The organism is Leptothoe sp. LEGE 181152 (assembly GCF_032906605.1).
Classification (GTDB): Bacteria; Cyanobacteriota; Cyanobacteriia; order Phormidesmidales; family Phormidesmidaceae; genus Leptothoe; species Leptothoe turfae.
In genome coordinates this window covers 47,743-67,115 of the sequence record NZ_JASATU010000032.1, presented here as the reverse complement: position 1 = coordinate 67,115, position 19,373 = coordinate 47,743, and the positions used below count along the sequence as shown (strand labels likewise).

The following is a 19,373-nucleotide window of genomic DNA, read 5'->3' as shown; positions in this document are numbered from 1 at the left end:
TAAGATGGTCATAGAACAGTCTCACACTTTGTGTGAGACTGTTCTATGATTTTTTGATATGGATTTAGGATACGAAATCCTGACTGATAGCGTTCAGTATCACAGGGCATCCACCAGGGAGTAACCCCTACAGGATTGTCCATTGTTAATCGAGTTTAATGAATTCGGATTTGGTATGAGACATAGTTGGACCTGGCTGCCTGTGATTATATGAGTTTTCCTTTGAACGATATCTTCTATGGCTAGGATTGTATTTTGCCTGGGCTAGGTGGTCTTCTTACCCAAAACTTGAAATTTCAGTGTCGCAATAGCTGTAGAATTTTCATGCTGACGACTTTTAGGATGTTCTGAAACAAGTGGCAGGTTCATGAATAACTAAAAGTATATCGGCTATATCCATGGGTACAAGCCGCCCTATGGAATAGTAAAAGCCCTCTCTTTGGATGCTGCCTGAAAGATTATGGACTCATGCACCTGGCGCTGGAAGCCGCTGTCAATTCTACTCTTTGGACTATCGTTTTTCGCTGCTATTACTCTGCAATTATTAACTCCGGCAATGGCGTTAGTCAGGCCTGTGCCCCAAGAAATTCGTGGTGTATGGCTTACCACCAACGATACGGATGTGTTGATCGATCGCCCAAAGCTCCACAGGGCCATTGATGAACTAGCCGAGTTTAATTTCAATACTCTTTATCCTGTTGTTTGGAATGGCGGCTATACCTTCTTTGATAGTGGTACAGCCCGACGGGAAGGCATTCAGCATTTTGTGCGGCGTGGCATCCAGGATTACGACATTCTGGCGGAGCTGACAACTGAGGCCCATGCTCAAGGGATGTCAGTCATCCCCTGGTTTGAATTTGGCTTTATGGCTCCAGCTACTTCCGAACTGGCTACGTTGCATAGCAGCTGGTTAACCCAAAAACAAGATGGGAGTCGAGTAGATATGAGCCGCGAGGGTGGCGATATGGTTTGGCTCAATCCATTTAGACCTGAGGTGCAGCAGTTTATTACTAACATGCTGTTGGAGCTGATCAGTCGTTACGACGTTGATGGTGTTCAGTTTGATGACCACTTTATTTTGCCGGTAAATTTTGGCTATGACAGCTATACCCGTGCTTTATATAAAGAGGAAACGGATAGAGATGTGCCTAATGATCCCCATAACCCCCACTGGGTGAAATGGCGCGCCGACAAGCTAACAGAGTTTGTCAAAACGCTGAATGCAGATCTTAAAGCTCGACGCCGCAATATTGTTTTCTCAGTTGCTCCAAATCCCTACGACTTTGCTTATAAGGGGCAGCTCCAGGATTGGCTTACCTGGGTGCGCCAGGGGGTAGTAGATGAGCTGATTGTGCAAATCTATCGCAACAACTTAGGCGTTTTTCGCCAACACCTCTATACCCCATCTATGCGTGAAGCTCAGCGCACTATTCCCACAGCGGCAGGTATTCTGACTGGACTGCGTAACTCTCCTGTCCCAATTAGCTTGATTGAGGCTAAAGCCCAGTCTGCTCGTTCTGCTGGGATGGGTATGGCTTTCTTCTTTTACGAAAGTCTTTGGGAGGATGCGCCTGAGCCGGCTGATACCCGTCAGGCTAGTTTCAGGGATTTGTTTGCCACACCCATGCAGCGGGCAGAGTATAGCGCAGAGGTGCCTGCTGGTGCTTTGAGTGAGTAAGGGTAATGGGGTTTGAGTTTTGAATAGATTCGCATTTGGTGTTAAAACTCAAACTCGCTAATTTTGCTAGCCACGTTATCCTAATAACCGATAACCCACACTATTAGTGATAGCTCAATGGCAGTATCAAACCAACGTGTTGTGATTTTGGGTGGAGGGTTTGGTGGTCTCTACACCGCTTTGGCCCTGAGTAAGTTGCCATGGGACAAAGCGATCAAGCCAGAAATCACGTTAGTTGATCAGCGCGATCGCTTCTTGTTTGCTCCCTTACTGTATGAGCTGGTGACCGATGAACTCCAGACTTGGGAAATTGCGCCACCCTATGCCGAACTCTTAGCAGGAACAGGAATTAAGTTTCATCAGAGTGGTGTTTCTGGCATTGATGCTGTCGCAAATTCGGTGTGTTTGCAGGATGATGCGGTACTGCCTTACGACTATCTAGTCTTGGCTCTGGGGGGTGAAACTCCCATGGACATGGCTCCAGGGGTAAAAGAATATGCGATAGCATTTCGCACCCTCAGCGATGCCTATGCCCTCAAAGAACGGTTACGTGAACTAGAAGCCTCTGACGCCGATCAGATTCGTGTGGCGGTTGTAGGCGGTGGTTACAGTGGTGTCGAACTCGTCTGCAAATTGGCGGAACGCCTTGGTGAGAGAGGTCGACTGCGCATTGTCGAACGGGGTACCGCTATTCTGCAAAATTCTCCAGAGTTCAATCAGAAAGCGGCTCAAGATGCTCTGACCGATAAGGGTATCTGGATCGATTATGAAACGACGGTAACTGAAATTGATGTAGATACTATTTCTTTAAAGTATAAAGATCAGGTGGATGTTCTGCCGGTAGACTTGGTGCTTTGGACCGTGGGCAATCAGGTCAATCCTTTAATAGCCAGCTTGCCTTTTGATAAAAATGAACACCAGCAGCTCAAAATTCAGCCTACGTTACAGTTGCTTAACCAGGGACATATTTTTGCCTTGGGTGATTTAGCAGACGGCCAAGATGCTGATGGTAATAAGGTGCCGACAACGGCCCAGGCCGCCTTACAACAGGCTGATTACACCGCATGGAATATCTGGGCGGCCTTAACTGGGCGACCCCCTCTCCCGTTTCGATACCAGCATCTTGGCGAAATGATGACCCTTGGTAGCGATACTGCAACACTGACCGGGCTAGGGCTCAAACTCGATGGTACAGCTGCTCACATTGTTCGTCGTTTAACCTATTTGTATCGCATGCCTACGTTTGAGCATCAGCTCCGAGTAGGGCTGAATTGGATTAGTCAACCTTTACGAGAATTGTTGTCAGCGTCATAAGGTTTGTCTTAGTTTTGGGGGTTGATTGTTGAATTTTTAGGGTTGAGTTGTCTACCAACGACGGTGTTGGATTCTTGGCAAAGCGTGTCCCCCCAATCATTCAAATTCAAAACTCAAAATTCCTTGGAAGTTTTTCTGTAGTGCCCCGTCTTATCCCATGACCATACCTAAAGTCATTTTTCTTGATGCCGTCGGCACCCTCTTTGGAGTCAAAGGTAGTGTGGGGGAGGTGTATCAGACCCTGGCTCAGCAAGCGGGGGTGCAAGCTTCAGCCCATGAACTGGACAAAGCATTTTATCGAAGCTTTGCTGTTGCAAATGCCATGGCATTTCCTGGTGTCCCTGACGTTGAGATTCCCCATCAGGAGTATTTGTGGTGGTTAGCGATCGCAAAAGATACATTCCAACGAGCAGGCGTTTTCCAGGAATTTTCTGATTTTGAAGTTTTCTTTGAAGGTCTGTATCAACATTTTGCTACGGCTGCACCCTGGATGGTGTATCAAGACACGGTGAATTCTTTAAAGCGTTGGCAACGTAAGGGGATATCCTTAGGTATTATTTCTAACTTTGATTCCCGTATTTATGCGGTGCTCGATGCTCTAAATCTGAAGCAATATTTTCAGACGATTACTATCTCCACTGAAGCAGGGGCTGCTAAGCCTGACGCTTTGATTTTTAAGACGGCATTGCAAAAGCATGACTGTAACCCTCAGGACGCATGGCACGTTGGTGACAGTCGAAAAGATGACATTAAGGGGGCTCAATCCGCAGGATTACGTGGGATCTGGTTAAAAAGACCTAGTCAGAACCAAATACAGTCCCCCATTGTGGCCTAGAAGCCGTCCCACTGGCATTAACGTCCTAAGTTTACTATGATCCAGCAGGTTAGTGTGCCAAAGGGGTAGCTTGCTAAAAATAGATGGCTCAACGTCATCGTTAATTTAAACTAGGAGCGAATGCGTTTTGAGTGTGGAACTTTAAATTGAGGGCATTTTTACCTTCATTAGCGGATAAATGATTCACCCTAAGGCTTAAGGACTTATACGTTCTACCCCTGATCTCACGCTACGCTTGTGTCAGCATCATTACACTGTTTCTAGTCGTCAACTGTGTCTCAAAAACAACAAAATCCCTGGATCGAAGGTTTTCAAACTATTGGACTTAGTATTGCTCTCGCTCTAGGTATTCGGCAATTTGTAGCAGAAGCCCGCTATATCCCGTCTGAGTCAATGAAGCCCACTTTGCTGGTCAATGACCGTCTAGTGATTGAAAAGATTAGCTATCGGTTTCAAGAACCTCAGCGAGGCGATATTGTCGTTTTTTGGCCACCCTTAGAAATTGTGCCAGATGAGCAAAAACGGGATGCGTTTATTAAACGGATTGTTGGGTTGCCAGGAGATACGGTAGAGGTGGTCGATGGCACTGTTCTAGTCAATGGTGATGCATTAGATGAAAGCTACATTCAATCGCCACCTACCTATGAACAAGCACCACTGACCATTCCGGACGGAAGTTACTTTGTGCTTGGCGATAATCGTAATGCTAGCTATGACAGCCATGCATGGGATATTTCTGAACCATTTGTGCCTGAGGATCAGATTATTGGTAAGGCCGTTGTCCGATTTTGGCCCCTCACCCGTCTTGGTGGTTTAAATTAAATTGATTATGATTTCCTCAGATGTGCTAGGGTGCCCCTACTTCGCTGGGGCCAGTTGTTGTGGTTGATCAAAATACTAATAATATTTGGGTTGAAAGTTTGCAAACGATTGGGCTTAGCGTAGTGCTGGCCCTAGGAATTCGTCAGTTTGTCGCAGAAGCTCGCTATATTCCTACTGGCTCCATGGAGCCTACCTTGCAGGTGAACGATCGCTTAGTGGTTGAAAAGCTTAGCTATCACCTAAGTTCACCGGAGCGGGGCGATATTATTGTGTTTTGGCCCCCAGCAGAACTAACCCCTGAGGGCCAACCTCGCAATGCGTTTATCAAACGGGTGGTTGGGCTGCCAGGGGATATCGTAGAAGTCACTGATGGCAAGGTATTGATCAACGACGAGCCCATTGATGAGCGTTATATTAAAGCTCCACCCACATATCAGTGGGGGCCTGAAACTGTACCTACAGAAAGCTACATTGTCTTTGGTGATAATCGTAACAACAGTGTCGATAGTCACGCTTGGAGTCGTCCATTTTTGCCAGAAGATCAGATCATTGGCAAAGCTGTAGTGCGGTTTTGGCCGCCTGGTCGAGTGGGATTACTCAAACGAAATTAAGGTAGAGTTTTAAGTTTTTAATGGTGAGTTCAAGACCATAGGGGTTTACTCCAGTAAACCCCTATGGTCCCACGGTGGGTAGCCAGATATGCTTTGCTTTACCTTGAATAGTTTGATGACCATAGGGGGAATTGATAACGTCACACCCTAAGTTCTTTGTACTAACGGTCCAGCTGTGGCTAGGGTCGAAGAGTACAAGGTTGGCTGGACTATTGATTTGTATTTGGGCGGGCTCAATATTTAAGCATTGGGCTGGTTGCAGGCTGAGATAGTTCCAGAGCTGTAGGGCACTCCATCGATTGGTGGCGACAAATGTTTGCCAAAGAATGGGCAGGGCCAACTGTAGACCAACGGCTCCTGGAGGGGCGACGCCAAAGGGAACCGCTTTTTCTTCGTAGGTGTGGACACAGTGATCAACTGCGATCGCATCCAGAGTGCCATCCTCCAATCCCCTAATTAACTCCGTTTGGTCTGTAGGATTACCTAGGGGTGGTTCAAGGCGCAAACTAGGTGCATAGCTGTCTAGGTCGGCGGTGCTAAACAGTAAATGGAGCCAGGTTACACTAGCCGTAATAGGCAATCCACGGGCTTTACTTGCACGAATGAGTTCAACGCTGCGAGCGGTGGAAATGCGCATAAAATGTACTGGGCGTTGGGTCGTAACCACCTCCTCTAACAGGGCTGATAGCGGGATAGTTTCGGCAGTCGCTGGCAAGGGAGATAGCCCCAGACGGATCGCATCGGCCCCATCACGACAGGTACCGGTTTGTTTGCGATCGCAAGGCCACAGGGCTATAGGTAATGGCAGCGACTGGGTATAGTCCAACAAGCGCTGCATCATCAGTCCGTTGGTGATAGGCTGACCGTCACAAAAACCAACTACTCCGACCTCACCTAGCTCCATTAGGTCAGTTAACTGTCCACCTTGAGTCCCCTGAGTAATGGCTGCCCAAGGCAAAATTTGTGGTTGGTGGTTGTATTGGTTAGCTAACCGCTGTTGTACTTGAGCCAGGTTGTCCACAGCTGGTGTGGTGTTGGGTAAGATCCCAATGCGTGTAAATCCTCCCTGGGCTGCTGCCGCCAAAAGCTGCCCTAGGGTTTCCCTAGACTCATGGCCCGGTTCCCCAGTCTGGCTATACAGATCCACCAGCCCTGGGCCCAAAATACAGCCCTGGCCATTTATTTCCGTCACATCATCACCAGATACATCAAGGGAGTCACCCATTGCCTGGATGACACCCTCCCGTATCAACACGTCACTGATCTGGTCCCGCTGAGTTAGCGGATCCAGTATGCGTACCTGTCGTATCCAGCTATTCATGTTTCCTCAGGTCTGATAAACCTTTGCGTTACAGCGCTCCCGCTGCTGTTGTATCAAATATGCTCCCTGAAAGGTGGACTGTGATATTAGCAGCACTGAGCATTGGCTTACTACCCACACCATCCGGATAATCAATGACGCTAACGGCCCCATTGCCCTGCTTAAACTGCCAGAATGTCTCGGGCCCGAGGCCAGTGACATAGCAGAGAATAGCCTTATTGATGGCATCGTGAGCGACGACTAATACAGTTTGAGGAGCTTCCTGTTGACTATACTGGGCAACAATTTCATTCCAGGCTTTAACTGCTCGATCCCACACATCTTGCAAGTTTTCACCACCAGGCATTTGAACTGTTTCAGGTTTAGTCTGCCATGCTTCTAACATGCCTGGAAATCCTGCTTCAATCTCATGTTCAAATTTTCCTTCCCACTGACCATGGCTGATTTCCCATAGCCCCTCAGTGACCGCCAAGGAAACATCAGGATGTTTTTGTAAAATAATTTTAGCGGTTTCCTTTGGGCGCATCATGGAGCTAGAAATAGCCCCATCAATGGGAACATCTGCTAGAAACTCCCTGGCTTGATCGGCCTGGGCACGACCGTTGTCGTTCAGTGGAATATCAATCTGCCCCTGGAAGCGTGATTCTCGGTTCCATTCAGTTTCACCATGGCGAACTAGCAGTAGTCGCGGTCCCTTAAATCCTCGACGTAATGTCGGTATGGGGGCTCCTGTATGGCTCGTAGAGTTCATGGATTCTAGCTGAGCACGCTCTCCCCAAACGCCTGGAAAATTAAGAACGCTAATGCCACAGTTGGCCTGATACATACGGTTCAGCGCTTCAGGGCCAAGACCAATAGCTGTGCCAACTAAAGCACGATTGATAGCACTGTGGGCCACGACTAAAACAGTTTGCCCCCGGTGATTATCCAATAATCCTTGCCAAAATTCTGCTGCCTGCTGCCATATCGCCCGAACGGGATAAAAATCTTTGACAGTGCCATTTGCTTGAGGTACGGCCATCTTGAAGTCATTCGGCTGATGTCGCCACGCCTGATATTCTTCGGGATACTTGGCTTCAATATCTGCAAAAGATATTGCTTCCCATAGGGGGAGGCTTATTTCTTTAAGTAGATCCGTTACTTGCGGTGTATGACCTTGATTTAGTGTGTCTGTGATTAATGCAGCTGTGCGAGCTGCCCGCTTCAAGGGACTACAGTAGACAGTATCGATGGCAATACCCTTTAGAAATATGCCTACTTCTCGTGCTTGAGCTTCGCCTGTTTCTGTGAGGAGCGACTCATCATGGTGCCCTTGAACAATACGCTTTACGTTAAATGTACTTTCACCGTGCCGAACCACAATCACTCGCGTTTTCAAGGTTCTGTCCTCTCTCGATTTACTGCGCTAGATCAAACAGTGTGATTGTACGTGATATCCACTGACCCATGGGAGATTTCTCAAACTGGATAGCAAGTGAGTGCTATGCCAAGTTGCGTAAACCAACCAGATCTCTGGCTGATGCTTGTCATGTTTTTTGAAGCTGTTATAAGTTCAAGACAACAAAACTTTTATCAAGCTTAAAAAACTTGTCTTTCTGAGCTTTATCTTTAGCCGTTACGATGACAGTAAGTGCTATGGGTGCTTGCTTAAAACTTGCTATTAAAGGGATTCAGAGTCTTTATAGTATTTTCCAAATTCAGGCATTCAAAATCCATAGTTTCACCCTGATGATACCTGTTCACTCTGATAAACAATTAACTATATACGTCCCTGAGATAAGCAGTATGGATTCTAAAAAGAACCTTTTAGGATTGGCAAATAACGATCAAAATCACGGCCAGAGCCAGTCTTCTTCTGAGCCCCATCAAGATAATACGATGTCTTTGGTTTATCCCGATGGTCGAGTGAAGAACGTCAAGGTACGTCAGAAGTGATAAATCATTTCAGCGTTGCTGACTTTCGGGAGGATTTAATCTGAATAATGCTGATATAGGTAAGGCAATCCTAACTAGGTCAATCCCTTCTCCTATTCAGCAGTAGCTAATTTCTTTTGATATAGAAATATGTAGAGCACCTGAACTATAGGGCACCTTCATGTAGAGGCCTTTACTCGCATCCCTTTTTGCCATGGCATTGCCTAGACTTTTAAGCCAACTCACCCAGGTTTTTCTAGCGGTGCCATGCCCACTTTGTCAGCGGCCTGCTTCATCGCTTCTGTGTGCCGATTGTTATGGGCAGATGTGTGCGTGCCAATGGTCTTCTGGCCAGGCTCATGCCATGCATCAGATGCCTGCTACATCAAAACAGCCAGCACTATTAGTCTTTTCCTGGGGAAAATATCAGGGTGTTCTCAAGCAGCTATTGGCTTTGCTCAAGTATGGCAACCAGGCTGAGCTTGGGCTTTGGTTGGGTTATCAATTAGGGCAGCAATGGAAAAAAAGTGGTCTTCAAGGGACACATCGGCCCGTTGTTGTCCCAATCCCGTTGCATCGTCAGCGCCTCAATCAACGAGGGTATAACCAAGCTGCTCTGATTGCTCAGGGATTTTGTCGTGTTACAGGTCTGCCGTTAGCAGAAAATGGTCTGAGGCGGATTAAAGCCACTGAGGCAATGTATCATTTGAAAGCTCACGAAAGGCACAAAAATCTGATAGATGCATTCCAATTGGGTAAGAAGTTGCCATCCCAGCAACAGCCCATCTTACTCATGGACGATATTTATACTACAGGTACCACTGCTAAAACAGCAGCTATTCCCTTGATGCGGGCTGGTTATTGCATTGTCGGCATTGCTACCGTTGCTCAAGCGATTTTATCGTCCCCATTGGCGGGGTCAGGAAGATCTGATCTTCCTCATTAAATACCAGGCTCGCGTCTAATCCTGTAATTTGCTCAAATTGGCTAGGTGTCAGCTTTACATCTATGGATGCAGGATCGATTGAACTGGGTTGCACCGTTTTCACATCCAGAGAAGTTACCCCCAACGACTTAGCGTGAGGGGGCTTAAATGCGCTGGGTAATTGGGGCGATGATTCTGGATCAGGCTGCCAAGTTCGAAGACGTTCATGAACATCGTAAATAAATGACATACCTTTTTGCATGGGCACCTTAGACCAACCTTTGACAAGAGCTTCTGTTAGAGCAAGTTCGATTAAAGATTGGGGATAAGTCTCTACTAGCTTGGCCAAATAGTCTGCAAATGTATCACCATCATTGCCATCTAATTGATAGATATCAACAATATGATTCACGCGCTGGCGGGTGATACGTTTTTGGATGTCCATTATTATGCTTAGAACCTGAAAATTAGCAGTTCGTTTAGCCTGTTATGGCAGATAAATCAGAGCGTGAAATGCAGAATTATTGATTTCCCTAAATACTGATTTAGGTATTTACACCTGAGAACGAGTAATGCGGGAATAATGACTGGCAAAAACGATGATTAGGTTTTCTATTAGACAATAGAAAAATAGCCTAATTAAACCTAATTAGCATAACTCTAATATTTAATTTTCATAATAGATGAAGAAGACCTTACTCTGTCAATACGAGAAAACGTAGTGATGACTATTTTTTATTCATCATACTTTCTTATATTATCTGTGGCGAGGATATGATCCTAATGGTGAGTAGCTCTGCTGGCTTAATACTGTTCAGTCCCATGGCTGAGCTTTACTTTTCTGAAAGTTTTGCAGCTTTGACAGAAAATGTCTGGTTTCATTGGCAGAGGTTTGCTTTTAATGCTTACTTTCATTTTCTATTTATCAATACTAATTCTGGGTGAAAGTGAGGATAGATCATCATCTATCCTCACTCTTTAGTACAGACACAGATGGCTTTTGTAGAAAGATCGTTATCGTTTCTGGGGGTTCGGGAAACTTAAGAGAGCATCCAGAGACACTTGCTCAATGCTGCCTTGTTGGGATTAGACTGTATTGTCTAGCCTAGCAATTGGAAGCTGCATAAGATGTTCCATTGCAAAAAGTATCTCTAAATATTTTTTGAGAACGGCACTGGAACGTACCAATGTCCTCCTTTACGAGAGCGTTAAAATCATCGCTGGGCAATCAAAAAGATGACTGAGTCTGTACTGAATATACTGCCGCTAGAAAATGGTTTTTCAGTGGCTTCGCTGATTAAAACAATGAAGGCAATTATTCAGGCTCAGACAAATGGCTATATTCACGTAAAAGCGATTTCTGGGGAGCAATGGTGGCTTGATTTTCGGGTAGGACGGCTATTGTGGGCCGGTGGTGGCCAACATCGGTTTCGGCGATGGCAGCGTTTGCTTCAGACCTATTGTCCAGATTTGCAGCCAACTGAGTTGCGGTTGCGAGAAGCGGAGATATTTGATCACTGGGAGTATGTGGCACTTTTAGTGCTATTACGGCGGCAGCAGATTACACGGGAGATTGCGATCTCAATTATCCAAGCTACTCTGACAGAAGTGCTGTTTGACATTTGTCAGGTGGTGGGTAGCATTACCCACGTCGCGCATTCTACGGATCATCAATCGCGGTTAAGTGAACCGATGGCGATTTTGAGTAGTACAGCGTTGTTTTATCGGGTAAGGACGGACTTGCAATCTTGGCAAAATGCTGAGCTAGGTAAAGCATCCCCTAATTTGGCTCCGATCATTGTGGACACGGAGCGGCTGAAGCAGTGTACTCAACCGCGCACTTACCAGATTTTGAAGCGGTTGTTGCAGGGGACGCGCTCATTACGGGAGCTGAGCCAGATTACAGGTCATGAGGTGTCCTCCCTCGGCTGTATGATATCTGCCTATGTGGAGCGAGGGATGGTAGTGCTGAATCGGATTGAGGATTTGCCGAATCCTTATGCGGCAGCAGCGCAGAAGGTGCCGCATAAGGTGGTGAATAAACTGCCGTTGATTGTTTGTGTGGATGATAGCCCTCAGGTGGGATATCTGATGGAGGAGGTGTTACGTCCAGCTGGGTATAGATGTATTAATATTCAGGATTCTGTTCAGGCCTTAGGGCAAATTATTCGCCATAAGCCAAGTTTAATTTTCTTGGATTTGGTGATGCCTGTGGCGAATGGTTATGAGATTTGTAAACAGATTCGTCGGGTGAAGGCTTTCAGGAAGACGCCGATTATTATTTTGACTGGGAATGACGGCATTGTAGATCGGATGCGGGCTAAGGCGATAGGAGCCACAGACTTTATGGCAAAGCCTATTGATCCAATTAAGGTGATTGAAGTGGTGAGAGCTCAGTTATCGAATATGGAAACTGAGGGTGAAGAGAATTAGGTATACCTGACTCTGTTTAATGATTCACTGGAGCTTGTGTCATGCTTAGATTATCCTTATTAAAAACAAGGTAGAACACACGCATCAATTTGCGGCGACTCAGACAAATTGCATGTTCATCAATGGGGGACCTAAGATGATACAGAGTCGACTTACTGAGATAGGTAGTGATCAAAAAGCTAGGGCTACGACTGCTCATTCTGTTGGGGCTATTGTGCCCATTCCTTTTACGAGAGGCCAGCAATAGCCTTGAACCTTATCCGGCTGTTCTGCAGCCATCAGGCGCTACAAAAATATCTGCATCCGACGGGATACTAAGGTTTTCTAGAACTGAGCTCATTGCTATTAGTCATGCTGGCACTGAACAGCCGCTAGATCCAAGGGAGTTTTTTGATGTAATTCCTAATCAATATTGGTCCCATATTGCCCGTAATGGTTTTGGATTAGGAGAAGCAAAAACTAGAAGTGTTTCCCTCGGGATTTGGACATTGAGTGCTACCACAATATTAGAAGCGTCTCCTACGGAGCGAAAGGCAGCTTTGGACTGGATGACTACCCGTTTGCAGATGCTAGGTATGTCTGATGTAGAAAAGCTGCAAGTGCGACAAGTCAAAACCTGGTTCGATATTGACAAAGGAGTAGCCGTAAAAAGTGAGATTACTGAACAAACAAATGTTGAACTTCGTTAGTAACTCACTGGACTCTCTGGAAGCACAGATCAAACAGTCAACCCGTATCGACGCTACATCACTATGCTTGTTTCGAGTTGTCTTTGGGCTATTTACCCTCTTTTTAAGATGGCCGAGTTTTCGTTGGCTCAGTACTGTTCCTGACGCATTTTACAATCCACCTATTTTCAGCCTATCGTCCTTTTTGGCAGGCTTTCCCCATGCGTTTGTGTTCTATGGTATCGATTTCTGTCTATCTGTTTTCATTGTCGCTCTTCTAATTGGTCTGTTCACAAGATTCGCAACCGTTGCTCTTCTGACTACCTTGATTGTTGCCAATAGCTTTCAGTACTCTTTGGGGAAAATCGACCATGGTGGAGTGCTTTATCTTTGTGTGCTTCTAGTCATGTCTTTTCAGGATTGGGGACGATACTTCTCAGTTGATTCATTGTTGTTTTATGGACGACAAGTTCATCAAGAGTCTTCTAAACCACATAAGAATCTTTATTTTTTGGCTCTCTTAATTGCTTTTAGCTTTTTTACAGCTGGCTTTGGTAAAGCCCTTGCATGGGTCGATTTTGACTTGTCTACCAGTGGCTTTCTCAGCTGGCTGTATTCCGGTTATTTTAGCTATGGGCGTACGCATTTACTAGCTCCGTTTATTGTCGGTCTGGATCTGCCACTGCTATGGGAACTCATTGATTACTCGGCAGTCCTCTTTGAGCTGGGCTTTTTATTGGCTATGTTTTGGCGTAGGGCTTGGTATGTATGGCTTGCTTTGGGGTGCTTCTTTCATTTATCGAACAGTCTGCTACTCAATATTCCTTTCAATACGAATGCGATCGCATATTTAGCATTTATCCCTTGGTCACAACTAGGTCTGTTTGATCGTTTCTCGTTCCATACGTTTCGTCGATGGATATGGCTACTACTAGCTCTGTGGGCTAATGCTCTTGCGCTGAGTTTCTCCCTAGGTAGTTCGTTTTCTGGTTTAGCTTACTCTCTTGGAGACCTACTCAATATTCCTATTCCTGGACTAGTGATAAGTTGTGTCCTGTGGATTATCTGCCTTTCTCTTTTCATTTGGGTTATAGCAACTGGCAAACTTAATTATGCACTCAAGTCTTTCGATCCCAACCTGAATAATTGACTCTAGGACCGTACTTCTTGCAATTCTGACATGACGTCTACCTCTGCACTCACTACCATTATCACTGAGCATATTCAGACTGCTCCAAAAAATCGCATTACCTTTAGGGAGTATGTGAATTTAGCCCTTTACCACTCTCAACATGGTTACTACACCACTAAAGTTTCCATCCTTGGCCCTAGCGGTGACTTTATAACTTCTCCTCATCTTAGTCGCGATTTTGGTGAGCTTCTTGCCAATCAATTTGCTGACATGTGGTGTGCCCTGGGGCAACCCACAACATTTCATTTAGTTGAAATGGGGGCCGGTCAGGGACTTATTGCTGCTGATGTGCTTTCATATCTGCAACAGCATTTCCCTGATTGTTATGCCACACTCAACTACATCATTATCGAAAGATCCCCTGCACTGCGGTCAGTTCAGCAAGAGCGCTTAAAGCACAAAAAGGTCAGTTGGACTACCCTTGACGCTCTACCACCCATTACCGGTTGCTTGTTCTCCAACGAACTCGTCGATGCGTTTCCTGTTCACATTATTGAAAAGAACAACAACCAACTTCAAGAAGTTTATGTCACTACCAAAGACAATAGTCTGAAAGAGACTCTAGGTTCTCTCTCCACCGACAAACTCGCACAATACTTTGACCTAGTCGAGATTAATCTCCTTGCTGACGATTACTCAGATGGCTACCGCACTGAAGTTAATCTTGCTGCTCTAGACTGGCTTTCTAATGTCGCCAGCCGTATCGCTCAAGGATTTCTTCTCACCATCGATTATGGCCATATTGCCCAGCGTTACTATAGTCCTGCTCGTCATAGGGGAACTCTTAAGTGCTATTACCAGCACCGACACCATGACGATCCGTACACCAACATTGGTCAACAAGATCTAACCGCCCACGTAGACTTCACTGCTCTAGAGCGCTATGGCGAAAAGGTGGGATTTACTAATGTGGGCTTCACCCAACAGGGGCTCTTCCTCATGGCTCTCGGGCTTGGCGATCGACTCGCCAATCTTACCCAAACTATAACTCCCGGACCCGACGGCTTCAACCACCTCATCCAACGTCGCCAAGCTCTTCACCAACTCATGGACATGACTCCTATGGGGCTCGGAACTTTCGGGGTTCTAATTCAAAGCAAAGGTATCGACTGTAATGTTTCACTTAAAGGTCTAGTTGTTCCTCCGCTAACCTAAACTACTTTTCCCAACCTCATGAATTACTAAGGCAGCACATTTTTAAGGTTTCAAACCCTCTTGTTCTCGAGGTAAGAGGGTTTGTGTGGAGAAGCGTTTAGAAATTTCACACAACCTCCAAAAACTCACGCCGTTTTCTTAAATATTGTTTTACATGTGCTGGCATCACGATTCCTTCGGCCAGCTTTGGATCCACAATCGGTTCACCCGCCTGCATCCTTAAAGGAATTATTCCAGCCCAATGAGGCAATCCATAATCCGCTGCATCATCTACCGGTGGTCCAGTCCGAATCTTCGCTGATGCCTCATCAATCGGTAATGCCAAAACAGTTGTCGCCGTTAACTCCTGCTCATTTGGCTCGCGCGTTTCAGCCCAACGGCCCGGCATCACATGCTCTGTCAACGCATAGAGTGCCTGCATTTTCTCTTCTCGTTCACTCACCAATTCTGCAGTCCCACATAGCACCACAGACCGATAATTCATCGAATGGTGCATGGCTGATCGCGCCAATACTAAACCATCCAGGAGTGTTACCGTTACACAAATCTCAATCCCTTGTTGCAGCGACCTCAGCATACGGCTGGCCGGTGAACCATGAATAAATAACCGATTATCCATGCGCCCATAAGCCGTAGGAATCACAAATGGCTGATCATCCACAGCAAACCCCACATGACAAATAAGGCCTGCGTCTAAAATCGAGTAAACCGTTTTCAGATCATAATGACCACGCTTAGGTATACGCTTTACCTGAGTCCGTGTTGTTTTCATAATGCTATCTCCTTTCCAGTGAATCAAATTATTTAAGTTTGAATAGATCTCCTTCGGTCCTCTCTCAGAATAGATTCCCGAAGAGAAGAGCGAGTTTTCCTGTTTCGGAAAAGTGTTTGAGCAGCAGGTGCATAACTGCTAATGCCAAAATGTATCCCCAAGCCTCTTTTGGAAAGGGCTTGGGGCCGTTTCATATGACTAAAACCAGTTGAATTACCAGCGATATTGCTACTTTACCGATGTAGATTGGCATGCGTCTAGAGCCAATTTAGAATTAAACTATAAGTCCAATTTCTTAGGATAGACCTTTAACAAGTACCGATGGAATTAGCCTTAGTGATTGATGCTGCATTGTCAGAACCTTTGCATCAACAGGTATATAGTCAACTGCGTTGGGCAATTCTCTCGGGGCGATTAGTCTCGGGACAGCGTCTACCTGCTTCACGTACTTTGGCAAGAACCTTGGGGTTATCACGGACTACCGTGACCCAAGGCTACGATCAGTTGATTAGTGAAGGGTACTTACAAACCCGACGAGGAGCAGGCACTTACGTCTGTGCTCAGCTGCCAGAAATGTTGTTAGAAGCTGATGAGCCAGTAAAGTCCTCGCCTCAGCCTGTTGTTAAGGCCCCTCTGTCAGACTACGGCAAACGGGTAAAGCAGGTATCCCTCAGCCCATTGAGAGAGTCTTATGAGATTAGTTTTCGCTATGGTCATCCTGCTTTAGATTTGTTCCCAGTAGAGCTATGGCGAAAACTGTTGTCAAAACATTGTCGCGAAACGAAACAATGGCTTAATTATGCGGGAGAGACTTTGGGGTATTGGCCGTTGCGAAAGGCTGTAGCCCATTATTTACAGCATGCACGGGCGGTACGTTGTACGCATGATCAGGTGATTATTACTAATGGTAGTCAGCAAGCACTGAGTTTAATTACCCAGCTCTTGGTGAATCCAGATGACAGTGTGGCTATTGAAGAGCCTGGCTATCGAGGTGCCCGTCATATCTTTAAAGCGAGTGGTGCAAACTTATTGCCTATGCCGTTAGATCATGATGGTCTGATGGTTGATACGTTATTGGCCTATGACAATCCTCCTAGATTGGTTTATGTCACACCGTCTCATCAGTTTCCGACGGGAGCTTTACTGTCGCTACCTCGTCGATTGGCGTTGTTGCAATGGGCATGGAGGACTGGTGCACTCATTATTGAAGACGATTATGATAGTGAATATCGCTATGGAGGACGACCTATTCCATCATTGCAAGGGTTGGATAACCATAGCTCTGTGCTCTACGTGGGCACATTTTCGAAGGTCATGTTTCCCAGTATTCGCTTAGGGTATTTGGTGGTGCCTCAGTCTTTGGTAGAGGTATTTGGTAAAGCTAAGTGGTTAGCCGATCGCCAACCCCCCACGCTGACTCAATATGCTTTAGCAGAGTTTATTTCAGCTGGGCATTTGGAACGCCACATTCGTAAAATGCGCCTGTGTTATGAGCATCGCCGTCGTGCCCTGCTGCAGGCTTTATACAAATACTTTGGCCAAGAGGTGAAAATTTTGGGAGATAGCGCGGGGCTGCATGTGATGGCAAAGCTGCCCCTGAGCTTCAGGGATGATGAAGTAGTCGCAAGAGCCGCTCGTGTTGGTGTAGAAATATGTAGTGCTTGCATTCAATATGAAGTGCCGCGTAATACAGGAGAGTTTGTGTTTGGTTACACGGATCTCACTGAAGAGCAAATAGAAGAGGGAATACACCGGGTTGCTAAGGCATTATGGACATAGTTAATGCCCATTTTCGAGACTGACTCCTCAATACTTGAATTGACAGGAACGTGAATCATTAATAAGTTTTTTGCCAGGGTTAATACTCCCTTGACGAAATATCTACTATTAAAGTTGACAGCAATATTTGAGGACAAGGCTTTGGATATTACACTGCTTGCCCTACTAATTATCAGCATGGTTTTATTTGGGTTACATATGCCCTATGTAGTTATGACCATGGTATTGATTATCGCACTCGCTACTGTAGCAACCCGTCTATCTTGGTCTGTGTTAAATGCGTTTGAATCGATAGAAATCGACTAACTACTCTAGTCAGTGGTGCGTGCACTTGTCTTTTGTTCAGCCTAATAAACGATTACCCCTAGTAGATGATTTACAAACCTACTAGGGGTAATCGTTTGGGCGGATAATGTGATGCTTGGAACAACAACGCTATCTTCTAACGGGTGCCTATCGCTAAAAGGCGTGTAATCAAATCCTCACTATTATTAATTTCGACTTAGTAACTTGCGGCTACACCTTTACAATAGATCGGTTGTATCCTGCGACACTAGTTTTGATTGAACGTTACACCCTGCCCGAAATGGGCGAACTTTGGACCGACGAGTACAAATTTAAGACCTGGCTACAGGTTGAGATCGCTGTGTGCGAAGCCCAAGCTGAACTGGGCCGTATTCCCCAAGCAGCGGTGGACGAAATCAAAGCCAAGGCCAATTTTGATGTGGCGCGAATTCTGGAAATTGAGGCTGAGGTTCGTCACGATGTCATTGCATTTTTGACCAATGTTAATGAATACGTTGGCGATGCAGGTCGCTATATCCACTTAGGGATGACTAGTTCTGATGTGCTGGATACGGCACTGTCTCTACAGATTGTCGCTAGTCATCAGGTAATTTTGTCTCATGTGGAGCAATTAATTCAGGCAATCCGCAATAAAGCTCAGGAACATCGCAATACCGTGATGATCGGTCGTTCCCATGGCATTCATGCTGAGCCTATGACCTTTGGCTTCAAGTTAGCTGGTTGGTTGGCTGAGGTGCTTCGCCATCGTGAACGTTTGTGCCGTATTCAAGATGAAATTGCCGTTGGCCAAATCTCGGGAGCGGTTGGCACCTACGCCAACATTGATCCAGAAATTGAGGCGTTGACTTGCCAAAAGCTGGGTCTGAAGCCTGATACTGCTTCGACTCAGGTGATTTCTCGAGATGTCCATGCTGAGTTTATGACGACATTGGCAGGACTGGCTGCATCCATTGAGCGGTTTGCAGTCGAAATTCGGAATCTACAGCGTACTGACGTGCTCGAAGTTGAAGAGTTTTTTGCCAAGGGTCAAAAGGGGTCTTCAGCTATGCCACATAAGCGTAATCCAATTAAATCTGAGCGGTTGGCGGGGCTGGCTCGCATCATTCGCACCAATGCCCTGGCTGCATTAGAAAATGTTGCCCTGTGGCATGAACGTGATATTTCCCATAGTTCAGTGGAACGGGTTATTTTCCCTGACAGCTGTATTTTGATTCACTTCATGCTGGTAGAGACTACGAAGCTGGTGCAAAACCTGCTGGTCTATCCCGAAAATATGAAGCGTAATATGAACATGTACGGCGGTGTGGTCTTTAGTCAGCGAGTGCTGCTTTCTCTTGTGGAGAAAGGCATTGCCCGTGAAGACGCTTATCGTATTGTGCAGAAATGTGCCCATGCTGCATGGAATGTTGAAGGTGGTGATTTCCATACCTTGATTTCCCAGGATCCTCAAGTGAAGGAAAAGCTGTCGCCAGAGGAAATTAAGGAGGCATTTAACCCTGACTACCAGCTGAGAAATCTGGATAAGGTTTACCAGCGCTTGGGGATATAGGTGAATGACCTTTGATGGGGCACCCCTAAGTGGAGTCTCTAAGCATAAAAAAACAGGGAGATGGTAAATCCACTCCCTGAAATGCCTACTATATGCTCA

Annotated in this window: 17 protein-coding genes; 13 read left to right on the top strand and 4 right to left on the bottom strand. The window is 46.0% G+C overall.

Going from position 1 to position 19,373, the window contains the following annotated elements:
- Window positions 1-460 precede the first annotated feature (460 nt).
- From QGP82_RS17485 to lepB (QGP82_RS17465), 5 genes are all read left to right on the top strand, one after another.
- Window positions 461-1,678: a glycoside hydrolase family 10-like protein gene (locus QGP82_RS17485; RefSeq protein WP_163662613.1), complete on the top strand. Its 1,218-nt coding sequence runs from the start codon at window positions 461-463 to the stop codon at window positions 1,676-1,678.
- Between the two features lie 117 nt (window positions 1,679-1,795).
- Window positions 1,796-2,992, top strand: coding sequence for an NAD(P)/FAD-dependent oxidoreductase (locus QGP82_RS17480; protein WP_163662610.1), 1,197 nt, complete (start codon window positions 1,796-1,798; stop codon window positions 2,990-2,992).
- Between the two features lie 157 nt (window positions 2,993-3,149).
- Window positions 3,150-3,827, top strand: coding sequence for an HAD-IA family hydrolase (locus QGP82_RS17475; RefSeq protein WP_163697582.1), 678 nt, complete (start codon window positions 3,150-3,152; stop codon window positions 3,825-3,827).
- Between the two features lie 273 nt (window positions 3,828-4,100).
- A complete protein-coding gene (gene lepB / locus QGP82_RS17470) occupies window positions 4,101-4,649 on the top strand; it encodes a signal peptidase I (RefSeq protein ID WP_163662604.1) in 549 nt (182 codons plus the stop codon).
- Window positions 4,650-4,708: 59 nt separating this feature from the next.
- Complete coding sequence (gene lepB / locus QGP82_RS17465; protein ID WP_163662601.1) at window positions 4,709-5,260, top strand: signal peptidase I; 552 nt, start codon at window positions 4,709-4,711, stop codon at window positions 5,258-5,260.
- Window positions 5,261-5,321: 61 nt separating this feature from the next.
- On the opposite strand, the gene QGP82_RS17460 is transcribed toward lepB (QGP82_RS17465), so the two are convergent.
- Entirely contained in the window at window positions 5,322-6,581 is a 1,260-nt protein-coding gene (locus tag QGP82_RS17460) for a dihydroorotase (RefSeq protein WP_499060498.1), read from the bottom strand.
- Between the two features lie 28 nt (window positions 6,582-6,609).
- Window positions 6,610-7,959, bottom strand: coding sequence for a histidine phosphatase family protein (locus QGP82_RS17455; RefSeq protein WP_163662597.1), 1,350 nt, complete (start codon window positions 7,957-7,959; stop codon window positions 6,610-6,612).
- Between the two features lie 407 nt (window positions 7,960-8,366).
- Here QGP82_RS17455 and QGP82_RS17450 point away from each other — a divergent pair, with 407 nt between their 5' ends.
- Window positions 8,367-8,516, top strand: a complete 150-nt coding sequence (locus QGP82_RS17450; protein WP_163662595.1) for a hypothetical protein — start codon at window positions 8,367-8,369, stop codon at window positions 8,514-8,516.
- Between the two features lie 193 nt (window positions 8,517-8,709).
- Entirely contained in the window at window positions 8,710-9,441 is a 732-nt protein-coding gene (locus QGP82_RS17445) for a ComF family protein (protein ID WP_163697588.1), read from the top strand.
- Here the strand turns inward: QGP82_RS17445 and QGP82_RS17440 are convergent.
- Window positions 9,374-9,865, bottom strand: coding sequence for a hypothetical protein (locus tag QGP82_RS17440; RefSeq protein ID WP_163662591.1), 492 nt, complete (start codon window positions 9,863-9,865; stop codon window positions 9,374-9,376). The two genes, QGP82_RS17445 and QGP82_RS17440, sit on opposite strands and share 68 nt — an antisense overlap.
- Window positions 9,866-10,656: 791 nt before the next feature.
- Between QGP82_RS17440 and QGP82_RS17435 the strand changes: the two genes are divergently transcribed.
- The 4 genes from QGP82_RS17435 to QGP82_RS17420 all read left to right on the top strand — a co-directional run bounded on the left by QGP82_RS17435 (window position 10,657) and on the right by QGP82_RS17420 (window position 14,868).
- On the top strand, window positions 10,657-11,853 hold the full coding sequence (locus tag QGP82_RS17435; RefSeq protein ID WP_163662589.1) for a response regulator: 1,197 nt from the start codon (window positions 10,657-10,659) through the stop codon (window positions 11,851-11,853).
- A 167-nt stretch (window positions 11,854-12,020) separates the two neighbouring features.
- The gene (locus QGP82_RS17430) at window positions 12,021-12,542 is read left to right on the top strand and encodes a hypothetical protein (RefSeq protein ID WP_499060496.1); all 522 of its coding nucleotides are present in this window, start codon (window positions 12,021-12,023) and stop codon (window positions 12,540-12,542) included.
- A complete protein-coding gene (locus tag QGP82_RS17425) occupies window positions 12,526-13,671 on the top strand; it encodes an HTTM domain-containing protein (protein ID WP_499060494.1) in 1,146 nt (381 codons plus the stop codon). Before QGP82_RS17430 ends, QGP82_RS17425 begins: the two co-directional genes overlap by 17 nt.
- A 30-nt stretch (window positions 13,672-13,701) precedes the next feature.
- Window positions 13,702-14,868 (top strand): class I SAM-dependent methyltransferase, encoded by a 1,167-nt coding sequence (locus QGP82_RS17420; protein WP_163662583.1) that lies wholly within the window; start codon window positions 13,702-13,704, stop codon window positions 14,866-14,868.
- A 106-nt stretch (window positions 14,869-14,974) separates the two neighbouring features.
- Here QGP82_RS17420 and QGP82_RS17415 read toward each other — a convergent pair whose 3' ends face one another.
- Window positions 14,975-15,640, bottom strand: a complete 666-nt coding sequence (locus tag QGP82_RS17415; protein WP_163662581.1) for a pyridoxamine 5'-phosphate oxidase family protein — start codon at window positions 15,638-15,640, stop codon at window positions 14,975-14,977.
- Between the two features lie 321 nt (window positions 15,641-15,961).
- Between QGP82_RS17415 and pdxR the strand changes: the two genes are divergently transcribed.
- Together pdxR and purB are read left to right on the top strand one after the other, a co-directional pair.
- On the top strand, window positions 15,962-17,419 hold the full coding sequence (pdxR, locus tag QGP82_RS17410; RefSeq protein WP_163662580.1) for a MocR-like pyridoxine biosynthesis transcription factor PdxR: 1,458 nt from the start codon (window positions 15,962-15,964) through the stop codon (window positions 17,417-17,419).
- A gap of 559 nt (window positions 17,420-17,978) precedes the next feature.
- Window positions 17,979-19,274 carry an adenylosuccinate lyase gene (gene purB, locus QGP82_RS17405; RefSeq protein ID WP_163662578.1) on the top strand — a complete coding sequence of 432 codons (1,296 nt, stop codon included), beginning with the start codon at window positions 17,979-17,981 and terminating at the stop codon, window positions 19,272-19,274.
- Window positions 19,275-19,373: the final 99 nt, after the last annotated feature.